Source organism: Asanoa sp. NPDC050611 (genome assembly GCF_040654855.1).
GTDB lineage: Bacteria > Actinomycetota > Actinomycetes > Mycobacteriales > Micromonosporaceae > Asanoa.
Map to the genome: position 1 here is coordinate 1 of NZ_JBFAIU010000010.1, position 19,701 is coordinate 19,701.

Here is a 19,701-nt window from a genome sequence, read left to right on the forward strand (position 1 = left end):
GCGGTTCTTCAGCGAGCACGACTGGAAGCTGCCGGGCCGCGCCCGACGGCGCCACCCCGATCGGCCCGGGCTGCAAGACGTGCGAGCGGCTGACCTGCCCACAGCGCGCCACGATCGAGCTGCAGGTCGCTCCCCTCTGGCTGCTGACGCACACGGACGCGCCGAAGTGGTGGCCCGGCTCCGCTGGGTCAAGAAGACCCGCCTCGGCCGCCGGGTCTGGTCGGCGGTCCGCAACCGGGTGCGCCGGCGGGCAGGGGGTTGACGTCCCGGTCCACAAAGGACCGCACTGCCGTCGGCCACGGCGCAACTACATCCGGCGACGACGCGGGCGGCTACTCACGCTGTGGGCTGGCACACACCCGACCGTGCGCCCCCGACGGCCCGGACAACGAAAACGGCCCCTCAGATGATCTCGGAGGGGCCGTTTCCACTGGTAGCGGGGACAGGATTTGAACCTGCGACCTCTGGGTTATGAGCCCAGCGAGCTACCGAGCTGCTCCACCCCGCGTCGGCTTGTTAACACTAGCGCAAGCTGAGGCGCCTTGCCAAAACGGGGGCCGGCGAGCCGCCGGCCCCCGTTTGGGCTCAACCTTGCGGTGTGGCCGGCGGTGTCGCCGGCGGGCTGGCCGGCGTCGTCGGCGTCGCCGTCGGCGCGGTGTTCGCCGGGCGGTTCGTCGCCGCCTGGGCCGCCTTGAACGCGTCCGCGGCCGCGTCCAGGTCGGCCAGGGCCTTCCCGTAGCGGTTGAAGTCGCCCGACTCCTGTGCCGCCTTCACCTCGTCGATCGCGTCCGAGACGCGCTGGGCCGCCAGGGCCAGCTCGGGGGACATCGCCGGCGGTGTCGGGCTGCCCGTCGCGGGCGGTGGGTTGGGCTGTTCGGGCTGCGTCGGTGGCTGGGTGCCGGGTTGCTCCCCGCCCTTCTCCACCAGCTCCTTGATGCCTTGCTGGAGACTGCTGGCCAGGACCGCGTTGGAGCCGTCGCCGTACGACAGCAGCACGCGTTGCAACAGCGGATACGCGTTCTGCTGGTTGGATTTCACGTAGACCGGCTCGACGTAGAGCATGCCGTTGCCGAACGGCAGCGAGAGCAGGTTGCCGTACTGCACCTGCGCCTTGCCGTCCGCCGCGAGCACCGACAGCTGGCCACGGACGTCCGTCGCGTTGGTCATCTGTTGGTGCACCTGGACCGGCCCGGAGACCACGCTCTGGTCCGGCAGCTCCAGCGCCTCCAGCTTGGGTTGGCCGTTCACGTACGACGCGGAGATGATCGCGGCCAGGTTCTGCCGGCCGCGTGGCGTCACCGCCGACGTGAGCTGGAACCGCGGCTCGTCCTGGCCCGGCAGCTGGGTCATCAGGTAGTACGGCGGCTGCTTCTGGCCCCTGTCCGGGTCGTCCGGCGCGTTCGGGACCTCCCAGTAGTCCTGCCCGGAGAAGAACTCGTTGGGCTCGCTCACGTGGTAGCGCGCCAGCAGGTCGCGCTGCACCTTGAACAGGTCGGCCGGGTAGCGGAAGTGGTCGCTGAGCTCCTGCGGGATCTCCGCCTTCGGTGTGATCAGGTTGCCGCCGAAGGCCTTGTTCCAGGCCTTGAGCACCGGGTCCTGCTCGTCCCACTGGAAGAGCTTGACCGTGCCGTCGTAGGCGTCGACCGTCGCCTTCACCGAGTTGCGGATGTAGTTGATCTCTTCACGGACCTGGGCCACGGTGCCCGTGCCGGTCAGCTCGTCGGTGGTCGCCGACTGCAGGTTGACCCGCTCCGAGTTGGGGTAGGTCGACGCGGTCGTGTAGCCGTCGACGATCCAGACCACCCGGCCGTTGACCACCGCCGGGTACGGGTCGCCGTCAAGCTTGAGGAACGGCGCCACCTTGGCGACCCGGTCGCGCGGGTTGCGCACGTACATCAGCTTCGAATTGTCGTTGACCGCCTCGGAGAGCAGGAAGTTGGTCTCCTGCATCTTCACCGTGTAGAGCAGCCGCCGGACGAACGAGCCGATCGGGACGCCGCCCGCGCCCTCGTACGTGTAGTACTGCTCGTTGCTGCCCGTCGGGCGGTCGAACTCGGCGTTGCTGCCCTCGCCCCGCGAGCCGACGACGGCGTAGTCACTGTCGTCCATCTGCTCGCCGTAGTAGATCCGGGGCTGGTCGGTCTTGATCAGCTCGGTCTCCGACTGGCAGCCGCCCTCCTCGCCCAGGAAGCCCGAGACGAACTTGGGCTGCTCCCGGCACACCTCGTTGGCGGGCGCGGCGACCACGCCGTACCCGTGCGTGTAGATGGTGTGTCGGTTGAGCCAGTTGCTCTGCTGCGCGGTCAGGCCGCGGTAGTTGATCTCCCGGACGCCGACCACGTAGTCCTGCGTGCGGTCGTTGATCGTGTAGCGGTCGATGTCGAGCTTCTCGCCGAAGTTGTAGAAGCCGCGGGCCTGCTGCAGCTGCGTGTAGGTCTCGGAGAGCAGCTGCGGGTCGAGCAGCCGGATGTTCGGCACGATCGAGGTGTCGGTCGCCAGGCTCGCCGGCGGTGGTTGGCTGACGCCGGCGTACGGCTCTATGTCGACGTCCTTGATCCCGAACGCCGCTCTGGTCGCCTCGATGCTGTTCTTGATGTACGGCCGCTCCTTGTCGAGCGTGCTCGGGTTGACCTCGAAGCTCTGCACGGCCGACGGGTAGATGCCGCCGATCGCCACGGCCGAGATGCCGAGCAGGGCGAGCGAGACGCCCGGCCAGACCAGGTTCCGGATGATGGCGTTCGAGAACAGGATGATCGCGATGGCGACCACGATCGAGATGTAGCCGAGGATCTCCTTGGCCGGCAGCAGCGCGTTGACGTCGGCGTACCCGGCGCCGTAGACCTTGGCACCCTCGTTGTAGGACAGCAGCAGCGCGCGCCGGTCGAGCACGTAGGCCACGGCCTTGAACAGCACGAAGACCGCGACCAGCGTGGTCAGGTGGGCGCGGGCCGCGTTGGTGATGCGGTCGCCACCGCCCTGCAGGCGCACGCCGCCGAAGATGTAGTGGACCGCCAGCGAGCCGATCACAGCGAGCACGACGGCCGTGAAGCCGACGCCCAGCAGGTAGCGGTAGAACGGGTACTGGAAGACGTAGAACCCGATGTCGATGTTGAAGATCGGGTCCTTCTGGCCGAACGTCTGCGCGTTGCGGAACAGCATCCAGGTGTCCCACCGGCCCTGCGCGGACAGCCCGGCGAACAGGCCGACGATCAGCGAGACGATGGTGACCCACAGGCCGATCCGCGGCGTGAGCGCGACCCGGTAGCGGTCCAGGGTCTGCTGCTCCGAGGAGTGCGGCCGCAGCAGCGGCCGGAGGCGGTAGGCCAGGTAGAGGTTGCCGCCGATGACCACGGCCATCGCCGCGCCGACGGCCAGGAACAGCAGCAGGCGGGTGGTCAGCACGGTGCTGAACACCTTTGTGTAGTGCACCTCGTCGAACCACAGCCAGTCGGTCCACGCGTTGACACCCCAACCGAGCAGGGTGAACAACACGAAGACGCCGACCAGCACACCGACCGTCACGCGGCCACGGCGGCTCATTCTCGGCAGGGGACTGCTACGCATGACCACAGTTGGCTCCGCAACGCTTGGTTAGCTCAGGGGGCGGTGTTCAGACTACGGGGGGTCAGCACATGGGAGCGGCGCCGCCGCTCTTCAGCGCGTTGAGCGCGTTCAGCGCCTCGTCGAGCGTGCCCACCTTGTAGAGCGGCAGGCCGTCGACCGCATTGTCCTTGGCTTCCTTGCAGTTGTCGGCGGGCACCAGGAAGGCGACCGCGCCGGCGTCCTTGGCGCCGACCAGTTTCTGTGGGATGCCGCCGATCGGACCCACGTTGCCCTGGTCGTCGATCGTGCCGGTGCCCGCGATGACCTTGCCGCCGGTGAGGTCGTCGGCGCCCAGCTTGTCGATGATGCCGAGCGTGAACATCAGGCCGGCGCTGGGACCGCCGATGTCCTCGAGGTCGAACTTGAGGTCGAACGGGTGCGGCTGCTTCTGCTCGATCTCGACCCCGATCCGCTGCTGCCCGTCGACCGTCTTCGGCTTGATCGAGGCTTCGGCCGCCTGGCCGCCCCGGGTGTAGCCGACCGTGACCGTGCCGCCGGCCGGCTTGGTCCGGATCGTGTCGGTCAGGTCGGGGGCCGTCTTGACCGCCTTGCCGTCGACCGAGGTGATCACGTCGCCGGCCTTGAGCACGTTCTCCGCGGCGCCGCCGGGCGTGACCTTGCTGACCGTGACCTGGATCGGGTAGCCGAGCTCGGTCAGCGCCGCCGTCTCCGCGCTGGTCTGCGACGCTTGGAAGTCCTCGGCGTTCTGCTGCTCGACCTGCTGCTCGGTCTGGTCGGGCGGGTAGATCAGCTCCCGCGGGACGACCGCCTCCTCGTCGGAGAACCAGCCGGCGATCGCGGGGAGCAGCTTCGTCTCGGGCGCCACCTTGACGGTGGTCAGCCGCAGCTGGCCGGCCGACTGGTAGGTCTGCGTCCCGGAGATCTGGATGACCTCTTTGTCGGCCTCTTTGCCCAGGGTGTTGACGGTGGGCCCGGGACCGAGCACGACGTACGGAACCGGGGCGGAGAGCACCCCGAAGCTCAGCAGCACCGTGATCACGGCACCGAGCAGAACCGTCACGCCACGACTTTTCATGGCGGGAAGCGTACCGAGCGTCCCTGAATGGCGTTCCCCGAGTTCTCCCTGGGCTTAAGCATGCGGTACGGTCCCCCGCTCGCGACGCGCGTACCGTTGACCTGTGCCTGATATTCCGTTTGGCTTCGCGCTCCCGGGCGGCCAGCCGCCGGACCCCAACGACCCGCAGCAGATGCAGCAGTTCATGGCGCAGCTGCAGCAGCTGCTCGCGGCGCCGGGCTCGGGCCCGGTCAACTGGGACCTGGCGCGCCAGGTAGCCGCCGCACAGCTTTCCCAGGCCGGCGACCCGGCCGTTTCACCCTATGAGCGAAACGCCGTGGAAGAGGTGCTGCGCCTCGCTGACCTCTGGCTGGAGCAGGCGGTCGCCCTGCCCTCGGGCGTCCGCACGGCGGTCGCCTGGAACCGCAACGAATGGATCTACCGGACCCTCGACGTCTGGCAGAAGCTCTGCAACCCGGTCGCGGGCCGCATGGTCAACGCGATGGGCGACCTGGTGCCACCGGAGGCCCGCGCCCAGCTCGGCCCGATGCAGTCGATGGTCACCACGCTCGGCGGCGCGCTCTTCGGCGGCCAGCTCGGCCAGGCGCTCGGCTCGCTCGCCGCGGAGGTGCTCTCCGCCGGCGACATCGGCCTGCCACTCGGCCCGGCCGGCACGGGCGCGCTGATCCCGGCCAACATCCGCGAGTTCGCCTCGGGGCTGGAGCTGCCCGAGGACGAGGTCCGGCTCTACGTGGCCCTGCGCGAGGCGGCCCACCAGCGGCTCTTCGAGCACGTCCCGTGGCTGCGGGGGCACGTGCTCAACGCGGTGGAGACCTACGCCAACGGCATCACGGTCAACCGTGAGGCGATCGAGGAGGCGATGGGCCGCATCGACCCGACCAACCCGGAGTCGATGCAGGAGATGGCCCTGGAGGGCATCTTCACGCCCGAGGACACGCCGGCGCAGAAGGCGTCGCTGGCCCGCCTGGAGACGACGCTGGCCCTGGTCGAGGGCTGGGTCGGGCACGTCGTCGACCTGGCCGTCGGCGACCGGCTGCCCAACGTGGTGCGCCTCGCGGAGGCGTTCCGTCGTCGCCGCGCGGCCGGCGGCCCGGCCGAGCAGACGTTCGCGGCCCTGGTCGGCCTCGAGCTACGCCCGCGCCGCCTCCGCGAGGCCGCGGCGCTGTGGAGCGCGGTCACGGAGCACCGGGGCGTGCAGGGCCGGGACGGCCTCTGGGCGCACCCCGACCTGCTGCCGTCGGGCGATGACTTCGCGGACCCGGAGGCGTTCGCGCGGTCGCAGTTCGACAACGGCGGCCTGGGCGACTTCGACGACCTTGGCGACATCGACTTCGGCTCCGACGAGGGACCGAAGGAAAACCCGCCCAAGGGCGACGAAGAAGACAAATAACCTATTGCTCGGGTCCGGCGGGGGCACGACCGTTGCTCCCGCCAGACCTCGGCGTCCGCGCTTGATCACGCCACCGGGGCGAAGCCCGGCAGCCACTTCTCCAGGATCCCGCGGTAGGGCGCCTTGGCTTCGAGTTGGCACAGGACGCCGATGGAGCCGAGGGTGACGCGGTGGATCAGCAGGTACGACGGCGGCAGGTTGAGCTGGCGGCTGAGCTGGAAGGCCGGCGACTTCGGGCTGGCCAGGCGGGCCGCCTCGGCGCGTAACCAGGCGCGGGTGAAGCGGAACTCGTCGTGCGCCAGGGGGTCGAGCATCGGGAGCAGGAAGTTCAGCACCGCTTCGGCGTCGATCTCCTGCTCGGGCTTCAGGAAGCCCTCGGTGCGCAGGCCCTCGACGACCGCGTCGGCCTCGTGAGCCAGCGCCAGGCGGGTGAGGCGGCCGACCGGCTCGGGCAGTCCCTCGGGCAGCCGGGCCACGGCGCCGAAGTCGACCACGCCCAGGCGACCGTCGGGCATCAGGCGGAAGTTGCCGGGGTGCGGGTCCGCGTGCAGCAGCCGGGCCCGGGCGGGCGCCGAGAAGTGCAGCGTCGCCATGCGGGCGCCGGCGAGGTCGCGCTCGTCCTCGGTGCCACCGGCAATGATCTTCGAGAGCGGCTTGCCCTCGATCCACTCGGTGATCAGCACACGCGGCGCGGCGGCGACCACCTTGGGGACGAGGATCTCGTCGTCACCGGCGTACGCCGCGGCGAACGCCTTCTGCGCCTTGGCCTCGAGCTCGTAGTCGAGCTCCTCACTGATCCGCTCGCGCATCTCGGCGAGCAGCGGCTTGATGTCGAGGCCGGGCTGGATCGCCTTGAACATCGCACCGAGCCGCGAGATCTGCCGCAGGTCGGAGAGCAGCGCATCACCGGCGCCCGGGTACTGGATCTTGACGGCGACCGGCCGGCCGGCCTTGGCGCGACTTTTCCAGACCGCGCGGTGCACCTGCCCGATGCTGGCCGCGGCGGCCGGCGTGTCGTCGAACTCGAGGAACTTCGTGCGCCACTGCGGCCCGAGCTGGTCGGCGAGCACGGCGTGGAGGCTGGCCGCGGGCAGCGGCGGCGCCGCTTCCTGCAGCTTGGTCAGGGCCTGGCGGTAGGGTCCGGCCATCTCCTCGGGCAGCGCGGCCTCGAAGACGGACAGGGCCTGCCCGAACTTCATCGCACCACCCTTGAGCTGCCCCAACACGCTGAACACCTGCTCGGCGGTGCGCTGCTGCAACTCGGCGGAGATCGCATCTGACGCCATGCCCGTCATCCGCTTGCCAAAGCCCAGCATCGATCGCCCGGCAAAGCCGAGCGGAAGGGAAGCGAGCTTGGCGGCCCGGGTAACGGCCTGGCGTGGGATGTCGCTCACCAGATCATTGTGACCGACAGTTTCCGGACACCCAAGATCATAATTTCCCGCGTACGGTTGCGCGCCGCGGTTGCGGCGGTCAGTCACGCCGCCGCAGGTCGCCAAGGGGAGACGTCGGTCACTGCCGCGTCGACACTCCGTGAAGGTGCGTCGGTCGACATAGGTCAGCGGCCAACGCCGCCGGGCGCCGCCTCCGCGCCGCCGTCCCGCGCCGACGCGATCAACGGCGCCCGCGGCCCGCAGCCGGCAACCGACGCCGGGGCCGCACGCGCCGCGCACCACCAGCTTGGACGTGACCGATCCCACCCAATCAGGCGATGTGTCCCGCGCCACACATGGCGCAGCCTCCGTCGTTTGGCCGCTCGCGGACCGCGCTACCAGTCCTGCAAGCCCTACACGCCGGCGAAGGAGCGCCCCTCTTCGGTCACGGCCGCGGACCGCCCTACCGCTCCTGCGAGCCAAGTCACCGACCCACAGGCTCCTGCCTTCGGCCAACGATCGCGGTCGCGGACCGCACTACCGGTCCAGCAAGCGATCTCACCGGCCAAGGACCCCCAGCGTTCCGCCAACGACCGCCGCCGCCGGCCGCGCTACCCCCAGCAAGCCAACGCACCTGCCAACGAGCCCCAGCGTCCCGCCAACGATCACCGCCGCCGCCCGCGCTACCCCCAAGCAAGTCAACGCACGGCCCGAGGATCCCCGATCTTCGCCAACGATCACCGCCGCCCGCGCAACCCCTAGCAAGCCATCTCACCGGACGAGGAGCCCCGACCTTCCGCCAACGATCACCGCCTCCGCCCGCGCAACCCCCACCAAGCCATCTCATGGACGAGGAGCCCCGACCTTCCGCCAACGATCACCGCCGCCGCCCGCGCAACCCCCACCAAGCCATCTCATGGACGAGGAGCCCCGGCGTTCGGCAAAGGATCAAGGCCGGGCACGCGATGATCGCCGGCCGCCGCAAGTCCCCGGTCCGGGAGAGTGACAGGGCTTGCGGTCGGACTGCGGTGGCGTCACCGTGCGTGCGGGCTTCAGCGGCCCGTAGGCGCGCTCCGCGACGACCATCCGCCCGAGGGACACCGGGCACCGCGCCGAGGCTCTGGGCGTCCCTCAGGACCTCTCACCGGTGCGCTGGCCAGCCAGCAGGGCGAGGACTCTGACGGCCTGCTCGGCGGGCCCGCCGACCTGCTCCGAGCGCCCTGTGAACACGCCGGACAGCAGCGCACGGAAGGCGGGTCGAGCGCGCCGCCAGCGTTGGCTGAACCGACCCGATCGTCGCCGCCGCGTAACGGAATGTCACCGTCACCTGCTGGCGGTCGGCTCGTTGTCCACAGGTGGCGGGTCCTGTACACGCGGTTATCCACAGCTTCTGGCGCGTTATCCACAACTGGCCGGTAACTTAGTCACCCCTTTTCCATAACACTGCGTATCTGTCCCGCTGTGTCCGGGTCGACCGAACGCGGGAGGGGGCGGCCGGAAAACCGGCCGCCCCCTCCCGCGATCAGCGCGGCGTCAGTCAGACCTTCGCCTTGCCGAGGATGCGGTTGACAGTGGTGCCACAAACCGGGCACTTGCCCTTGGCCATGTTCATACCGGTCTTCGACACCTCGACGGTGCCGGTGAAGTCGCGCTTCTCCTTGCACTTGACGCAGTACCCGTTGTAGGTCTGGGCCTTGTCGGCCACGATGCCCTCCTAGTCTTGTTCGCCGGATTTGCCCCGGCGAGTGCCCGGCCGCGGCACAAGAGCGCCGGCGTCGGGGCTTTCTCCGCGGTCACACATGCGACCGCCGGTCCGCGGACCCTACCCACATGCGGGCGGTTCCATGTCAGGAACCCGATCATCACCAGCGACGGGGCCGAGCTGGTAGTGCGATATGACACCTGACGCCGACGAGTGTGCATGTCGGACTAGGCCGGATTAGTCAGATTCGCTCCTGACACGCCGACCAAAGCGCTCCTGCGAGCGGGATCACGCCGATTACGGCCCATCCGGGCGCGGGATCCCTTAACGTTTGCCGTAAGGTCCCTCGAGGCGCAGCGGGCCCACCGTTCTCGGCGTACCCGCGAAATTTTTTCCGGACGACACGGCGTCAACTAGCACTTTCCCGGCGTGACCGTGTGTGTTGGCCCTTGCGGCGGCATGGCACCTACCGGTTAGCGTGCCTTCGTGAACGGAACCCGGGGCTCCGGGGTGCGGTAATGGCCGCCACGCGGAAGCCGGTCGTCGAGGTACGGCGCTCACAGCGCCGGCGCCGGACGGTGTCCGCCTACCGCGACGGTGAGCGCGTGGTCGTGCTCATACCCGACCAGTTCTCCCGCGCCGAGGAGACCGAGTGGGTCGACAAGATGCTCGCTCGCCTCGCCGCCCGTGAGCAGCGCCTCAGCCGGAGCGACGCCGAGCTGCAGGCCCGCTCGCAGCGCCTGATCGGTCAGTACCTCGCTGAGTTCGCCCGCACGGCCCAACCGGCGAGCGTCCGGTGGGTGACCAACCAGACGGGCCGCTGGGGGTCGTGCACGCCCGCTGACCGGTCGATCCGGATCTCCCATCGGATCCAGGAGATGCCCGACTGGGTGATCGACTACGTGCTCCTCCATGAGCTCGCGCACCTCGTCGTCCCCAACCACAACGCGCGCTTCTGGGCCCTCGTGGGTCGCTACCCGAAGACGGAGCGGGCGCGCGGCTACCTCGAAGGCGTGGCCGCCACCACGGGCGTCGTCCTCGCCGACTGAAATAGCCTGGGTCCCGTGACCCGTCGTGTGATCGTCGTCCTGCTGACCCCGGTGACCTGGGCGCCCCCCGGCGTCGATCTCGGGAAGTGGCGCCACGCGCTCGCCGAGGACGTCGTCGACCTGCTCGCGACCCTCAACGAGGTCGACCCGGCGATCGCCGCGGTGCCGGCCGACCGCCCGCTCGCGGACGCGGTGGCCTGGCCTTCGATGCAGATCTACGAGGTACGCGCAACGACGGTCAACGCCACCTTCGCAGCGGCCGCGGCCGACGGCTACGACCAGGCGGCCGTGATCGCGGCCGACGCACCGGACGTGCCGGGCCTGATCCTGGGCAAGCTGTTCCGCCCACTGACCACGAAGACCCTGGCAGTCGCCCCGGCCGAAGGCGGCACCGGCCTGCTCGGCGTCGCCTCCCGCCTGCCGGCGCCGGACTGGCTGCCGGATGTGGACCTCGACGCCGACGTGGCTGCGACGGCGATCCGCCCGCACGCCCCGAACCCGGCCGAGATAGCGACCGCCCCACCCTGGCGCCGCCTCCGCACCCCGGCCGACCTGGCCACCCTCGACCCGGCGGTGGAGGGCTGGGACGCGACGCGCGCCCTACTGAGCGGCGGCAGCGCGCCACTTTGAGGTGATCGAGGCGATCACTCAGCGGACGCCCGGATTCGGCACGCTCGAGGACCGGTTCGGCACCACGGCGACCCGCAAGGCCGCCGCCGGCGTCGTGCGGGCCAAGACCGGCACGCTCACCGGCGACCATGCGATGGCGGGCTGGCAGCAGCCGGCATGGTCTACCGCTGCGCCGCTTCCCCGGGCCGAGCCGGCATGGCTCTGCCGCTGCACCGCCTTCCCGGGCCGAGCCGGCTACGCCGACCTGGAACCACACCCGGACGCCCTGGCCATGATCCGCAGCGACCTCGACCGCCACGGCTGAACGCCCCACGAGGCGGAGGATTTCGTCCGCCGCCTCCACCGGACCGGCGACCTCACCGCGCCCTGTTCCACTGCCCGCGCTGCGGCACGGCCACCTCGGCTATCCGGGTGAGGACGACGTCCCGGACCCGGGCGCGGACCCACCTGGCCGCATAGGACGCCGCCCCGACGGGGACCGCGGCCGTGACACGGCATCGCCGGCACCGGCGAAAGCAGCGCGAGCACGGCGGCGGGGGCCGGTGGTCCCGCCGGCAACGCCGAACCGGACCGCGGTGCCGGGCACGTGGAAAGTGAAACCAACCGCGGACCTGGCAGCGAAGCGGAGCGAGCGGTGTCCGGCGGGAGCGACGGTCCGGACCACCGCGAACCCGGGCAAAGAACAAAGAGAGCGGCCCGCCCCCCGAAGGGAGCGGGCCGCGAAGCGAAAGATCTACCAGCCACCCATCTGGCGGGCCGACTCACGACGGGCCTGCATGGCGATGGTACGGGCGGATCGGTTGGCCTCAGAGCGCGTCTTCCTGCCGGTCTGAGGCAGTCGCATTCGCGCTCGGGACAACGCTTCTTGGATGAGATTCATCTCCGTGGCTCCGTTCACACTGGTCATGGCGGGGTTCTTCGTTCTCTCGGTGGTGGTGGGGGTTACGCGGACCGTCGGCATGTCAGGCCGCCAGCCGGACTGCGACGCGCGACTGCTCGGCAAGCCCATCGGCTGCCAGCCGCGCCTCGACCTCGACTCGCAGGACGGCGTCGCGGGCGACGTCCTCCTTGCGCGGGCGGCCACGGGGCCGCTTGCGCGGGACGACCGCGCCACGCTCGAAGATCTCGCCGCCCCAGACGCCCCAGGGCTCCGCACGCTCGACCGCACCCGCCAGGCACTCGACGCGCAGCGGGCAGTCCCCGCAGAGCGACTTGGCCAGCTCGAGCTCGGTCGGTGCGTCCGCGAACCACAGGTCCGGGTCGAACTTCCGACAGGGCAGTTCCGCGTCCAACCCGACGCTCTGCGCGTCCAGGTTGGCCAAGGCCAGGCTCATCGCCCGGTCACCTCTCTCTCGCGTTCGGTCTCATGGACCGGCTTCCAAAACTGGTGGTGCAAAAAAACTGAGGCCGCGGATCCCGGGTTGCGGGTTCCGCGGCCTCGAAGCGAGCCGGAGGTCTGTTTGCTAGACCGGCCTACTTCGAGGTGGAACGCCGCGGACATCCATGCCGCCCTTGACCTGAATGCCCTTGACCGTGGACCCATTGGTCCCCTTGAACGCGACGGCAGTGGGCACCAGGAGCAGCTCGGCCTGAGCCTGGGCCTGATACACCGGCGCGATCGGAGCCGGAGCGTGCACGTGGAGGCGCGAAGCATCCACTGGGCACACGGCAGCGCTCGGCGACCACGGTCGGGTCGTGTAGATGCTTGCCACCGGGGCCACCTCCCTCTGCTGACTCGTCATGCGAACGGATATCTCTGCCTGACCAGGGTTGAGCAGCGCTCTCTCCTGGTGTGCTCTGAGGCTATGCCTCCCCCTCTCGGGAGGGCAAACGGTTTTACGGGTCATTCGCAGAAGTTTTTTCTGGCTCAAGATCATCGACCGTCGCACCGGCCACGAGGGCCAGGGCGGCATCGCCGTAGAGAGCCAGCTTCCGCGGGCCGATGCCAGCGATCGCGATGAGCTCGGAGCGCTGCGCCGGTTTGCGCTCGGCGATCGCGACGAGCGTGGCGTCAGTGAAGACGACGTATGCCGGAACGCGCTGACCTGCGGAAACGCGCGCACGCCAGGCCTGCAGCCGAGCAAGCAGCTCTTCGTCCAGATCGGACGGACAGGTCGCGCACCGGCCCAGTTTGCGATCGGCGCCGCCGAGCAGCGTCGCTCCGCAGACCCGGCACGAGACGATCCGCGGCGGCCGGCTGTCGGGTTTGCGACTGAGTCGTGCCATCCCGGAGCCCGCGCCGGGCCCCCCGCCGGACCGCCCGTCGAACTGCGGCAGGAACCGGCAGGGCCGCCGCGGCCGCCCGCCCGGCGACCGCGAGATCGCATAGGAGAGCCAGAGCCACTCCCGCGCCCGGGTCACCCCGACGTAGAGCAGCCGGCGCTCCTCCTCGACCTGCTCGGGCGTTTTGGCATAGGTCGTCGGCAGCGTGCCGTCGGAGAGCCCGACCACGAACACCGCGTCCCATTCGAGCCCCTTGGCCGAATGCAGCGACGCGAGCGTGACTCCCTCGACGGTGGGCGCGTGCTGCGCCGCCGCCCGCCGCGCCAGCTCGTCGACGAAGTCGGACAGCGACGGCGGGCGCGACGACACCGCCCCCTCACCGATCGGCAACAGCGTCGGCACCGCTGCGAACTCCTCGGCGACCTGCACCAGCGCGGCCAGCGCCTCCCACCGCTCGCGCGCCGCGCCACCCGGCGGCCGTTGCTCGGGTGCCCAGCCGACCGCCTCCAGCGCCGCCGCCACGGACCGCACCAGCGGCTCGCCGGGATCGGCGGACCGGGTCGCCGCCCGCAGCGCGACCAGCGCCTGCCGGATCTCGGCCCGCTCGAAGAACCGCTCCGCACCCTGCACGACGTAGGGCACCTCGGCCTCGGCCAACGCCTTCTCGTAGGTCTCGGACTGCGCGTTGGTGCGGAACAGGATCGCGATCTCGCGCGCGGGCGTGCCGCTGGAGACGAGATGCTTGCAACGCGCGGCCACCGCGGCCGCCTCGCCGGGCTCGTCCTGGAAGATCCGCAGCTCCGGCTCGGGCCCGGACGGGCGCTGCCCGACCAGCTCGAGCCGCAACCGCGCCTCCGAACCGCGGGCCTGCCGGATCACCGCGTTGGCCAGCCCCACCACCTGCGGCGTCGACCGGTAGTCGCGGACGAGCCGGACCACCACGGCGGACCGCCGCACCCGCGGGAAGTCGATCAGATAGGCCGAGGTCGCGCCGGTGAACGAGTAGATCGTCTGCGACGCGTCGCCGACCACGGTCAGGTCGTCGCGCCCGCCGAGCCAGGCGTCGAGCAGGCGTTGCTGCAACGGGTTGACGTCCTGGTATTCGTCGACCACGAAGTGCCGGTATTGCGCGCGCACCTGCTCGGCGACGTCGGAGTGCTCCTCGATGCCCCAGACCGCCGCGCGCAGCAGGTCCTCGAAGTCGATCACGCCGTTGCCGCGCTTGAGCTGCTCGTAGGCGGCGAACACCTCGGCCACCTTCCCCGCCTCGAACGGCGTGTCGCGGGTCGCCTTGGCCGCCGCGACCGCGTATTCGCCGGGCTCGACCAGCGACGACTTGGCCCACTCGATCTCGCCGGCCAGGTCGCGCGCGCCCGTGCGGTCGGTGCGCACGCCGACCCGGGCCGCCGCCAGCGCGACCAGCCGGGCCTTGCTCTCGACCAGCTCCGGCAGCTCGCGCCCGGCCAGCAGCCGCGGCGCGAAGTAGCGCACCTGGCGCAGCGCCGCCGCGTGGAACGTGCGTGCCTGCACGCCGCTCACGCCGAGCGCGGCGAGCCGGGCCCGCATCTCGGCCGCGGCCCGCGCGGTGAACGTGACGGCCAGGACGTGCCGCCCGGCGGTCTCGCCACGCAGCGCACGGTGGGCGATGCGGTGCGTGATCGCCCTGGTCTTGCCCGTGCCGGCGCCGGCCAGGATGCAGACCGGCCCGGCCGGTGCGGTCACAGCGGTGCGCTGCTCGGGATCGAGGCCCGAGAGGACCTGCTCCGCCGGAGAGTCAACCGCCACAGTCAGGAATCATGACAGCCAGGTCTGACGTTCTTCCGAACGGAGACCCCCCAACTCCCCCCGGAGGAACGTTCGATGTTGACCATGTACTCCACCTCGTGGTGCGGCTACTGCCACCGCCTGAAGTCCCAGCTCGACCGCGAGGGCATCGCCTACGAGGTGATCGACATCGAGCGTGACCCCGCCTCGGCCGCATTCGTCGAGAGCGTCAACGGCGGCAACCAGACCGTCCCGACCCTGCGCTTCGACGACGGCACCGCCCTGACCAACCCCTCGATCACGCAGGTCAAGCAGCACCTGGCCAGCCTCGAAGCGGCCTGACCCAAGATCAGGTTCCAGATTTACGCGCGTCCGTCGGGCGCACGACCGTTTGCTCCCGCGCGCAAATGGGCGAGGGGCCCACAAACCGGGCCCCTGCCCAGCCGGGTCCGCGGCACCACGACCGGCCCTAAAGGCCGGCCCACGTCCTGATCAGGTAGTGGGCGATGGATACCTCCATCGGCAGCGTCATCAGCGCCGGCTCCTCGGGCGTGCCGAGGTCGATGCTCTCGCCGGCCAGCAGCCCATGGATCTCGGTGCGGCTGAACCAGCGCGCCTCGGTGATCTCCGCGGGATCGACCTTCAAGGGCTGCGCCGGGTCCGCCACGGCCGTGTAGCCCAGCATCAACGACCCCGGGAACGGCCATGACTGGCTGGCCACGTAGTCGATCCGGTCGAGCGTGATCCCGACCTCCTCCTCGACCTCGCGGGTCACGGCCGCCTCGGCGGACTCCCCCGGCTCGACGTAGCCGGCCAGGCACGAGAACCGCCGGAAGCCCGGCTGCTTGGGCCAGGTCGCGTTGTTGCCGAGCAGGCAGCGCCCCTCCGGGCCGGCCACACCGTCGTGCACGAGCACGATCATCGCCGGGTCCGTCCGCGGCCAGGTCTGGTTGCCGGACGCGTCGGCCCGCGACCAGCCCGCGTCGCCGACCGTGGTCGGCTGGCCGGTCGCCGGCGAGAACCGGCTGCGGGCGTGCCAGTTCAACAGCGCCAGCGCCGTGGTGAGCAGGCCCGCGTCCCGGTCGTCCAGGCGGTGCCCGACGTCGCGCAGGTTCGCGGGGCGGGTGCCCGGCTCGGCCGGCAGCGGACCGTCGACCGCGAACACCGCCACCCCGTCCGGCTCGACGCCGAGGAAGACGGCCGACGCCGGGTCGACCCCGGCGGTGCCGGAGAGGACCAGCGACAGCACCGCACCGACCGCGGCGTCGGCGGCGTCACCGGTCACGACGTCGCGGAACAGCGCGGTGCCGACCGACGAGTCGACCCGCAGCAGCCGGGCGGACGGCCAGACGGACTCGATCCAGTGCGGATCCGATCGCCGGTGCCCTGCCCGGTCGAGCCTGGCCCGGGCGAGGGGCGGTGCGCCCGTCATTCCCGCTCCACCTCGCGCAGCGTGGCCACCGGCGCCTCGATCTTCGCGGCGTCGCCGAGGATCACCGTGACCGCGCCGGACGGCGCCAGGTATTTCGCCGCCGCGGCCGCCACGTCGTCACGGGTCGCGGTGCGCAGCTGCTCGGTGTACGACGAGAGGAAGTCCAACCGCAGCCCGGCGCCGGCATAGGTGCTGGCCAGCGAGGCCAACCCGCCCTGCGTCGAGATGCCGAGCATCAGCGTGCCGAGCACGTACTGCCGGGCCTGCTCCAGCTCCTCCTCGCCGGGCGGCAGCGTGGCCATCCGGCCCAGCTCGTACACCGTCTCCAGCAATGCCGGCCCGGTCACCTCGGTGGCCACCTCGGCCGAGACCTGCACGACCGACCCGGCCGCCGAGTGGTCGACGGTCGAGTGCGGCCCGTACGTGTAGCCCTTGTCCTCGCGGATGTTCTCCACCCAGCGCGACGAGAAGTAGCCGCCGAAGATCAGGTTGGCGAGTTGCAGCGCGGCGTGGTCAGGGTGCGTCCGCGGCACGGCCGGCAGCGCCATCCGCAGCGACGACTGCACGGAGTCCGGCCGGTCGACCAGCAGCACGGGACCCGGCGAAGGGGCCGGCGCGGCCGGCAGCGAAACGTCCTTGCCGCCGCCGTTCCACGAGCCCAGCACGGCCTCCGCGGTGTCCAGGGCGCGCTTGGGCTGGAAGTCGCCGACCAGCACGAGCGTCGCGTCGGACGGATGCACCCGCTCGGCGTGCAGCGCGCGCAGCTGCGCCGGCCGGACCGCGCGCACCTGCTCCGGCTCCGGCGTCTGCACCGCGTACGGGTGCCGACCGTAGAGCCGGCGCAGCAGCGCCTCGCGGGCCAGGTGGGCGGGCTGGCTCTTGGCGACCTGGATGTGGTCGACGAGCCGGTCGCGTTCGAGCCCGACCTCGTCGCTCGGGTACGCCGCGCCGTCCACGACCTCGGCGAGGATCTCCAGGGTCCGGCCGAGGCCGGCGGCCAGGCTGTTGCCGCTGACCAGCAAGCGGTCGGGGTCGACCGACGCGCCCAGCCCACCACCGACGGCCTGCAGCTCGGCGGCGATGTCGACGGTGGACTTGTCGGCGGTGCCGGAGAACAGCGTCTGCGACAGCATCGCGCCGCGGGCCAGGTTGGCCCGGGCGAACGGCACCCGCAGCCGGACCTCGACGAGTGGCACCGCCGGCCGGCGGATCGCGATCACGGTCAGCCCGTTGGTCAGCCGCCGCTCCGACTCGGTCGGCAGCTTGATCGGCGCCGCCGGCAGCAGGGCGGGCAGCGCCCGCTTCGTCTCGCTCACTGTCCGCCTCCGGGGATGACCTCGATCGACGCCCGGCGCTGCGGGGTCAGGGCGGCCGCAGCCGCTTGGATCTGTGCCGCCGTGACCTCGCCGATCAGCCGCGGCAGCTCGTTGATCAGCTCAGGCTCGCCACGCTGCTCCTCGAGCACGGCGATCCGCAGCGCCCGGCCCAGCACCGCGTCGGTCTCGCGGAGCAGGTGGGTGGCCATCCGGGCCTGCACCCGGCCCAGCTCGGCGGCGTCCAGGCCGTCGCTCGCCAGCCGCTCGAGCTCCTCGTCGGCGGTGCGCAGCACCTTGTCGACGTCGCCGCCCGGCGGCAGGTGGAACTGCAGCAGCGCGGCCGTCGGGTTGCGCACCTCGAACGGCTCGCCCATGAAACCGAGGTAGCCGCCGAGGCTCGTGACCGTGCGGTCGCGCAGCACCAGCCGCTCGACCAGCCGGGACGCGTCGCCGTCGGTGAGCACCTCGGCCAGCACCACGTAGGGCAGGTATCCGGCGAAGTCCTCGATCGGGTCCGGCACCCGCCAGGCGGCGGCGACCGCGGGCAGGGGCGCGAGGCGGTCGGCGTACGACTCGCGCCGCTCGCTGGTCAGGTCTGGCTCGTCGAAGTCGGGCCGGGCCGGGGCGGGCCGGGCGGGTACGTCGCCGAAGTGCCGCTTGATCATCTCGGTGGCCTCGGCGACGTCGAGGTCACCGGCGACCGAGAGCACCGCGTTGCCGCAGGCGTAGTAACGCGAGAAGAACTCGGCCGCGTCGGCGACCGTCGCGCTCTCCAGGTCCTCGAACGAGCCGTAGCCGTCGTGCGCGTTCGGGAACGTGTCGAACATGACCGGCGGGAGCTTCAGCCAGGGGAAGCCGCCGTACGGCCGGTTGAGCACGTTGACCCGGATCTCCTCCTTGACCACGTCGACCTGGTTGCGCAGGTTCTCCTCGGTCAGCCGGGGCCCGCGCATGCGGTCGGCCTCGAGGAACAGCGCCCGTTCGAGCGCGCCGGACGGCAGTGTCTCGAAGTAGTCGGTGTAGTCGAGGTGGGTGGAGCCGTTGAAGGTGCCGCCGGCACCCTGGACGTGCCGGAAGTGGGCGAGCTTCTCGAGGTTCTCGGAGCCCTGGAACATCAGGTGCTCGAAGAGGTGCGCGAAGCCGGTGCGCCCCTCGGGCTCACTGCGGATGCCGACGTCGTAGACCACCGCGACGCCGACCACGGGCGCGCTGCGGTCGGGCGCCAGCACCACCCGCAAGCCGTTGTCGAGCGTGAACCGCTCGACCGGATATTTGGTCGCCGGGATCTTCATTTTGCGGGCCACACGGCCGAGGTTAGCGCGCTGCGCTGCACGCGTAACCGTCAGACCGGCCGCATTCCGGCCAGCGCGTCGTCGGCCACCCAGTCCCACCGGGCGTGCGTGCCCGGTATCGAGACGTAGAGCACGGCGGCCGTCGGCCGGCCCACATCGATGCAGGCCAGCGCGACCAGCTCGTCCCGCGCCCGCAGCCCCGGGGTGGTGAAGCGCAGCCGGAACACCGTCACCCAGGCCGGTCGTCCACCCAGGACGGTGCGTTCGTCGCGGATCAGCTCCTGCTGGTTGGGCTGCGGGTAGTAGTGGGCGCGGGCGTCGGCGGCCACCTGCCGGCCGACGCATTCCAGGTCGAAGGTGAACGCGTCGTTGGTCGCGGCCGGCACGGCACCGGAGAGCACCGACGCGTGGTAGTCGCTGACGCCGTCGTACAGGTGCTCGGTGACGAAGTGCTGCCCGACGCGGTAGGGCACCTCCAGCTCACCGGCGTTCCAGATCGTGTTCCACGTCTCCCAGGGCGGACCATAGGCGGGGTACGAGATGCCGGCCGTCTCGTCGACTGTCCGCGCGCCCGTCGGTGCCGGGTTGGGCTCCGGCGCGGCCGTGCCGCCGGGCACGTCCGGTGGCGGCGGGCACGCGCGGGCCAGCGGCGGCCGCACGTCGACGGGTGCCTCCGGGCGGCCGTCGAACAGGCCGGGGCCGGCCCGGGTGCCGATCACCGCGACGAGCCCCGTCAGCAGGATCAAGGTCGCCGCGCCCGCGAACCACCACAGCCGTCGCCGTGGCCCGCGCGGCTCGTCCGGCGTTTCCGGCGGCGCGGGCAGGTCGGGCGGCGGCGGGCCGAGCCGGGTCACCGCACCCGCGGGAAACCGTTCGGCGTTCGGCATACGC

Annotated in this window: 15 protein-coding genes, 1 tRNA gene and 1 pseudogene; 6 read left to right on the top strand and 11 right to left on the bottom strand. The window is 71.1% G+C overall.

All coding sequences use genetic code 11. The features are described from left to right. Window positions 1-410: short-chain fatty acyl-CoA regulator family protein (locus AB0H87_RS03020; RefSeq protein WP_360138639.1), on the top strand; the 410-nt coding region annotated here is incomplete at its 5' end. 21 nt (window positions 411-431) lie between these two features. Here the strand turns inward: AB0H87_RS03020 and AB0H87_RS03025 are convergent. The 3 genes from AB0H87_RS03025 to AB0H87_RS03035 form a co-directional block, all read right to left on the bottom strand. Beyond that, window positions 432-508 (bottom strand) — tRNA-Met (locus tag AB0H87_RS03025). A 77-nt stretch (window positions 509-585) separates the two neighbouring features. Further along, window positions 586-3,540: a UPF0182 family protein gene (locus AB0H87_RS03030; protein ID WP_360138642.1), complete on the bottom strand. Its 2,955-nt coding sequence runs from the start codon at window positions 3,538-3,540 to the stop codon at window positions 586-588. Window positions 3,541-3,625: 85 nt separating this feature from the next. Next, the gene (locus tag AB0H87_RS03035) at window positions 3,626-4,639 is read right to left on the bottom strand and encodes a PDZ domain-containing protein (RefSeq protein WP_360138645.1); all 1,014 of its coding nucleotides are present in this window, start codon (window positions 4,637-4,639) and stop codon (window positions 3,626-3,628) included. Window positions 4,640-4,742: 103 nt separating this feature from the next. Here AB0H87_RS03035 and AB0H87_RS03040 point away from each other — a divergent pair, with 103 nt between their 5' ends. Continuing rightward, window positions 4,743-6,029: a zinc-dependent metalloprotease gene (locus tag AB0H87_RS03040; RefSeq protein WP_360138648.1), complete on the top strand. Its 1,287-nt coding sequence runs from the start codon at window positions 4,743-4,745 to the stop codon at window positions 6,027-6,029. A 65-nt stretch (window positions 6,030-6,094) separates the two neighbouring features. On the opposite strand, the gene AB0H87_RS03045 is transcribed toward AB0H87_RS03040, so the two are convergent. Both AB0H87_RS03045 and AB0H87_RS03050 read right to left on the bottom strand, forming a co-directional pair. Continuing rightward, entirely contained in the window at window positions 6,095-7,423 is a 1,329-nt protein-coding gene (locus AB0H87_RS03045; protein ID WP_360138651.1) for an AarF/ABC1/UbiB kinase family protein, read from the bottom strand. A 1,516-nt stretch (window positions 7,424-8,939) separates the two neighbouring features. After that, on the bottom strand, window positions 8,940-9,107 hold the full coding sequence (locus AB0H87_RS03050; RefSeq protein ID WP_170215861.1) for a DUF5679 domain-containing protein: 168 nt from the start codon (window positions 9,105-9,107) through the stop codon (window positions 8,940-8,942). 515 nt (window positions 9,108-9,622) lie between these two features. Here AB0H87_RS03050 and AB0H87_RS03055 point away from each other — a divergent pair. The 3 genes and pseudogenes from AB0H87_RS03055 to AB0H87_RS03065 form a co-directional block, all read left to right on the top strand. Beyond that, a complete protein-coding gene (locus AB0H87_RS03055; RefSeq protein WP_360138655.1) occupies window positions 9,623-10,153 on the top strand; it encodes a M48 family metallopeptidase in 531 nt (176 codons plus the stop codon). A 15-nt stretch (window positions 10,154-10,168) separates the two neighbouring features. Next, window positions 10,169-10,783: a hypothetical protein gene (locus AB0H87_RS03060; protein WP_360138658.1), complete on the top strand. Its 615-nt coding sequence runs from the start codon at window positions 10,169-10,171 to the stop codon at window positions 10,781-10,783. Window positions 10,784-10,820: 37 nt separating this feature from the next. After that, a pseudogene (locus AB0H87_RS03065) lies at window positions 10,821-10,925 on the top strand (D-alanyl-D-alanine carboxypeptidase); the annotation flags it as partial. Window positions 10,926-11,745: 820 nt separating this feature from the next. Here AB0H87_RS03065 and AB0H87_RS03070 read toward each other — a convergent pair. Together AB0H87_RS03070 and AB0H87_RS03075 are read right to left on the bottom strand one after the other, a co-directional pair. Beyond that, the gene (locus tag AB0H87_RS03070; RefSeq protein ID WP_360138661.1) at window positions 11,746-12,117 is read right to left on the bottom strand and encodes a WhiB family transcriptional regulator; all 372 of its coding nucleotides are present in this window, start codon (window positions 12,115-12,117) and stop codon (window positions 11,746-11,748) included. A 502-nt stretch (window positions 12,118-12,619) separates the two neighbouring features. Beyond that, window positions 12,620-14,791 carry an ATP-dependent DNA helicase UvrD2 gene (locus AB0H87_RS03075; RefSeq protein WP_360138664.1) on the bottom strand — a complete coding sequence of 724 codons (2,172 nt, stop codon included), beginning with the start codon at window positions 14,789-14,791 and terminating at the stop codon, window positions 12,620-12,622. A 75-nt stretch (window positions 14,792-14,866) separates the two neighbouring features. On the opposite strand from AB0H87_RS03075, the gene AB0H87_RS03080 reads away from it, so the two are divergent. Then, window positions 14,867-15,112, top strand: coding sequence for a mycoredoxin (locus AB0H87_RS03080; protein ID WP_203706614.1), 246 nt, complete (start codon window positions 14,867-14,869; stop codon window positions 15,110-15,112). Window positions 15,113-15,239: 127 nt separating this feature from the next. Here the strand turns inward: AB0H87_RS03080 and nudC are convergent, their stop codons facing one another. The 4 genes from nudC to AB0H87_RS03100 are packed head-to-tail and all read right to left on the bottom strand — an operon-like array spanning window position 15,240 to window position 19,697. Continuing rightward, window positions 15,240-16,202 carry an NAD(+) diphosphatase gene (gene nudC / locus AB0H87_RS03085; protein WP_360138668.1) on the bottom strand — a complete coding sequence of 321 codons (963 nt, stop codon included), beginning with the start codon at window positions 16,200-16,202 and terminating at the stop codon, window positions 15,240-15,242. Continuing rightward, a complete protein-coding gene (locus AB0H87_RS03090; RefSeq protein ID WP_360138671.1) occupies window positions 16,199-17,518 on the bottom strand; it encodes a pitrilysin family protein in 1,320 nt (439 codons plus the stop codon). The genes nudC and AB0H87_RS03090 overlap by 4 nt, the downstream gene beginning before the upstream one ends. Beyond that, entirely contained in the window at window positions 17,515-18,810 is a 1,296-nt protein-coding gene (locus tag AB0H87_RS03095; protein ID WP_360138782.1) for a pitrilysin family protein, read from the bottom strand. Before AB0H87_RS03095 ends, AB0H87_RS03090 begins: the two co-directional genes overlap by 4 nt. A 50-nt stretch (window positions 18,811-18,860) precedes the next feature. After that, window positions 18,861-19,697 (bottom strand): hypothetical protein, encoded by an 837-nt coding sequence (locus AB0H87_RS03100; protein WP_360138674.1) that lies wholly within the window; start codon window positions 19,695-19,697, stop codon window positions 18,861-18,863. Between the last annotated feature and the right edge of the window lie 4 nt (window positions 19,698-19,701).

Coding starts and splice junctions, on each gene's coding strand:
- AB0H87_RS03070 (WP_360138661.1), bottom strand. CDS start 12,117: ATGAGCCTGGCCTTGGCCAACCTGGACGCGCAGAGCGTCGGGTTGGAC.
- AB0H87_RS03055 (WP_360138655.1), top strand. CDS start 9,623: ATGGCCGCCACGCGGAAGCCGGTCGTCGAGGTACGGCGCTCACAGCGC.
- AB0H87_RS03030 (WP_360138642.1), bottom strand. CDS start 3,540: ATGAGCCGCCGTGGCCGCGTGACGGTCGGTGTGCTGGTCGGCGTCTTC.
- AB0H87_RS03080 (WP_203706614.1), top strand. CDS start 14,867: ATGTTGACCATGTACTCCACCTCGTGGTGCGGCTACTGCCACCGCCTG.
- AB0H87_RS03100 (WP_360138674.1), bottom strand. CDS start 19,697: ATGCCGAACGCCGAACGGTTTCCCGCGGGTGCGGTGACCCGGCTCGGC.
- AB0H87_RS03095 (WP_360138782.1), bottom strand. CDS start 18,810: ATGAAGATCCCGGCGACCAAATATCCGGTCGAGCGGTTCACGCTCGAC.
- nudC (WP_360138668.1), bottom strand. CDS start 16,202: ATGACGGGCGCACCGCCCCTCGCCCGGGCCAGGCTCGACCGGGCAGGG.
- AB0H87_RS03035 (WP_360138645.1), bottom strand. CDS start 4,639: ATGAAAAGTCGTGGCGTGACGGTTCTGCTCGGTGCCGTGATCACGGTG.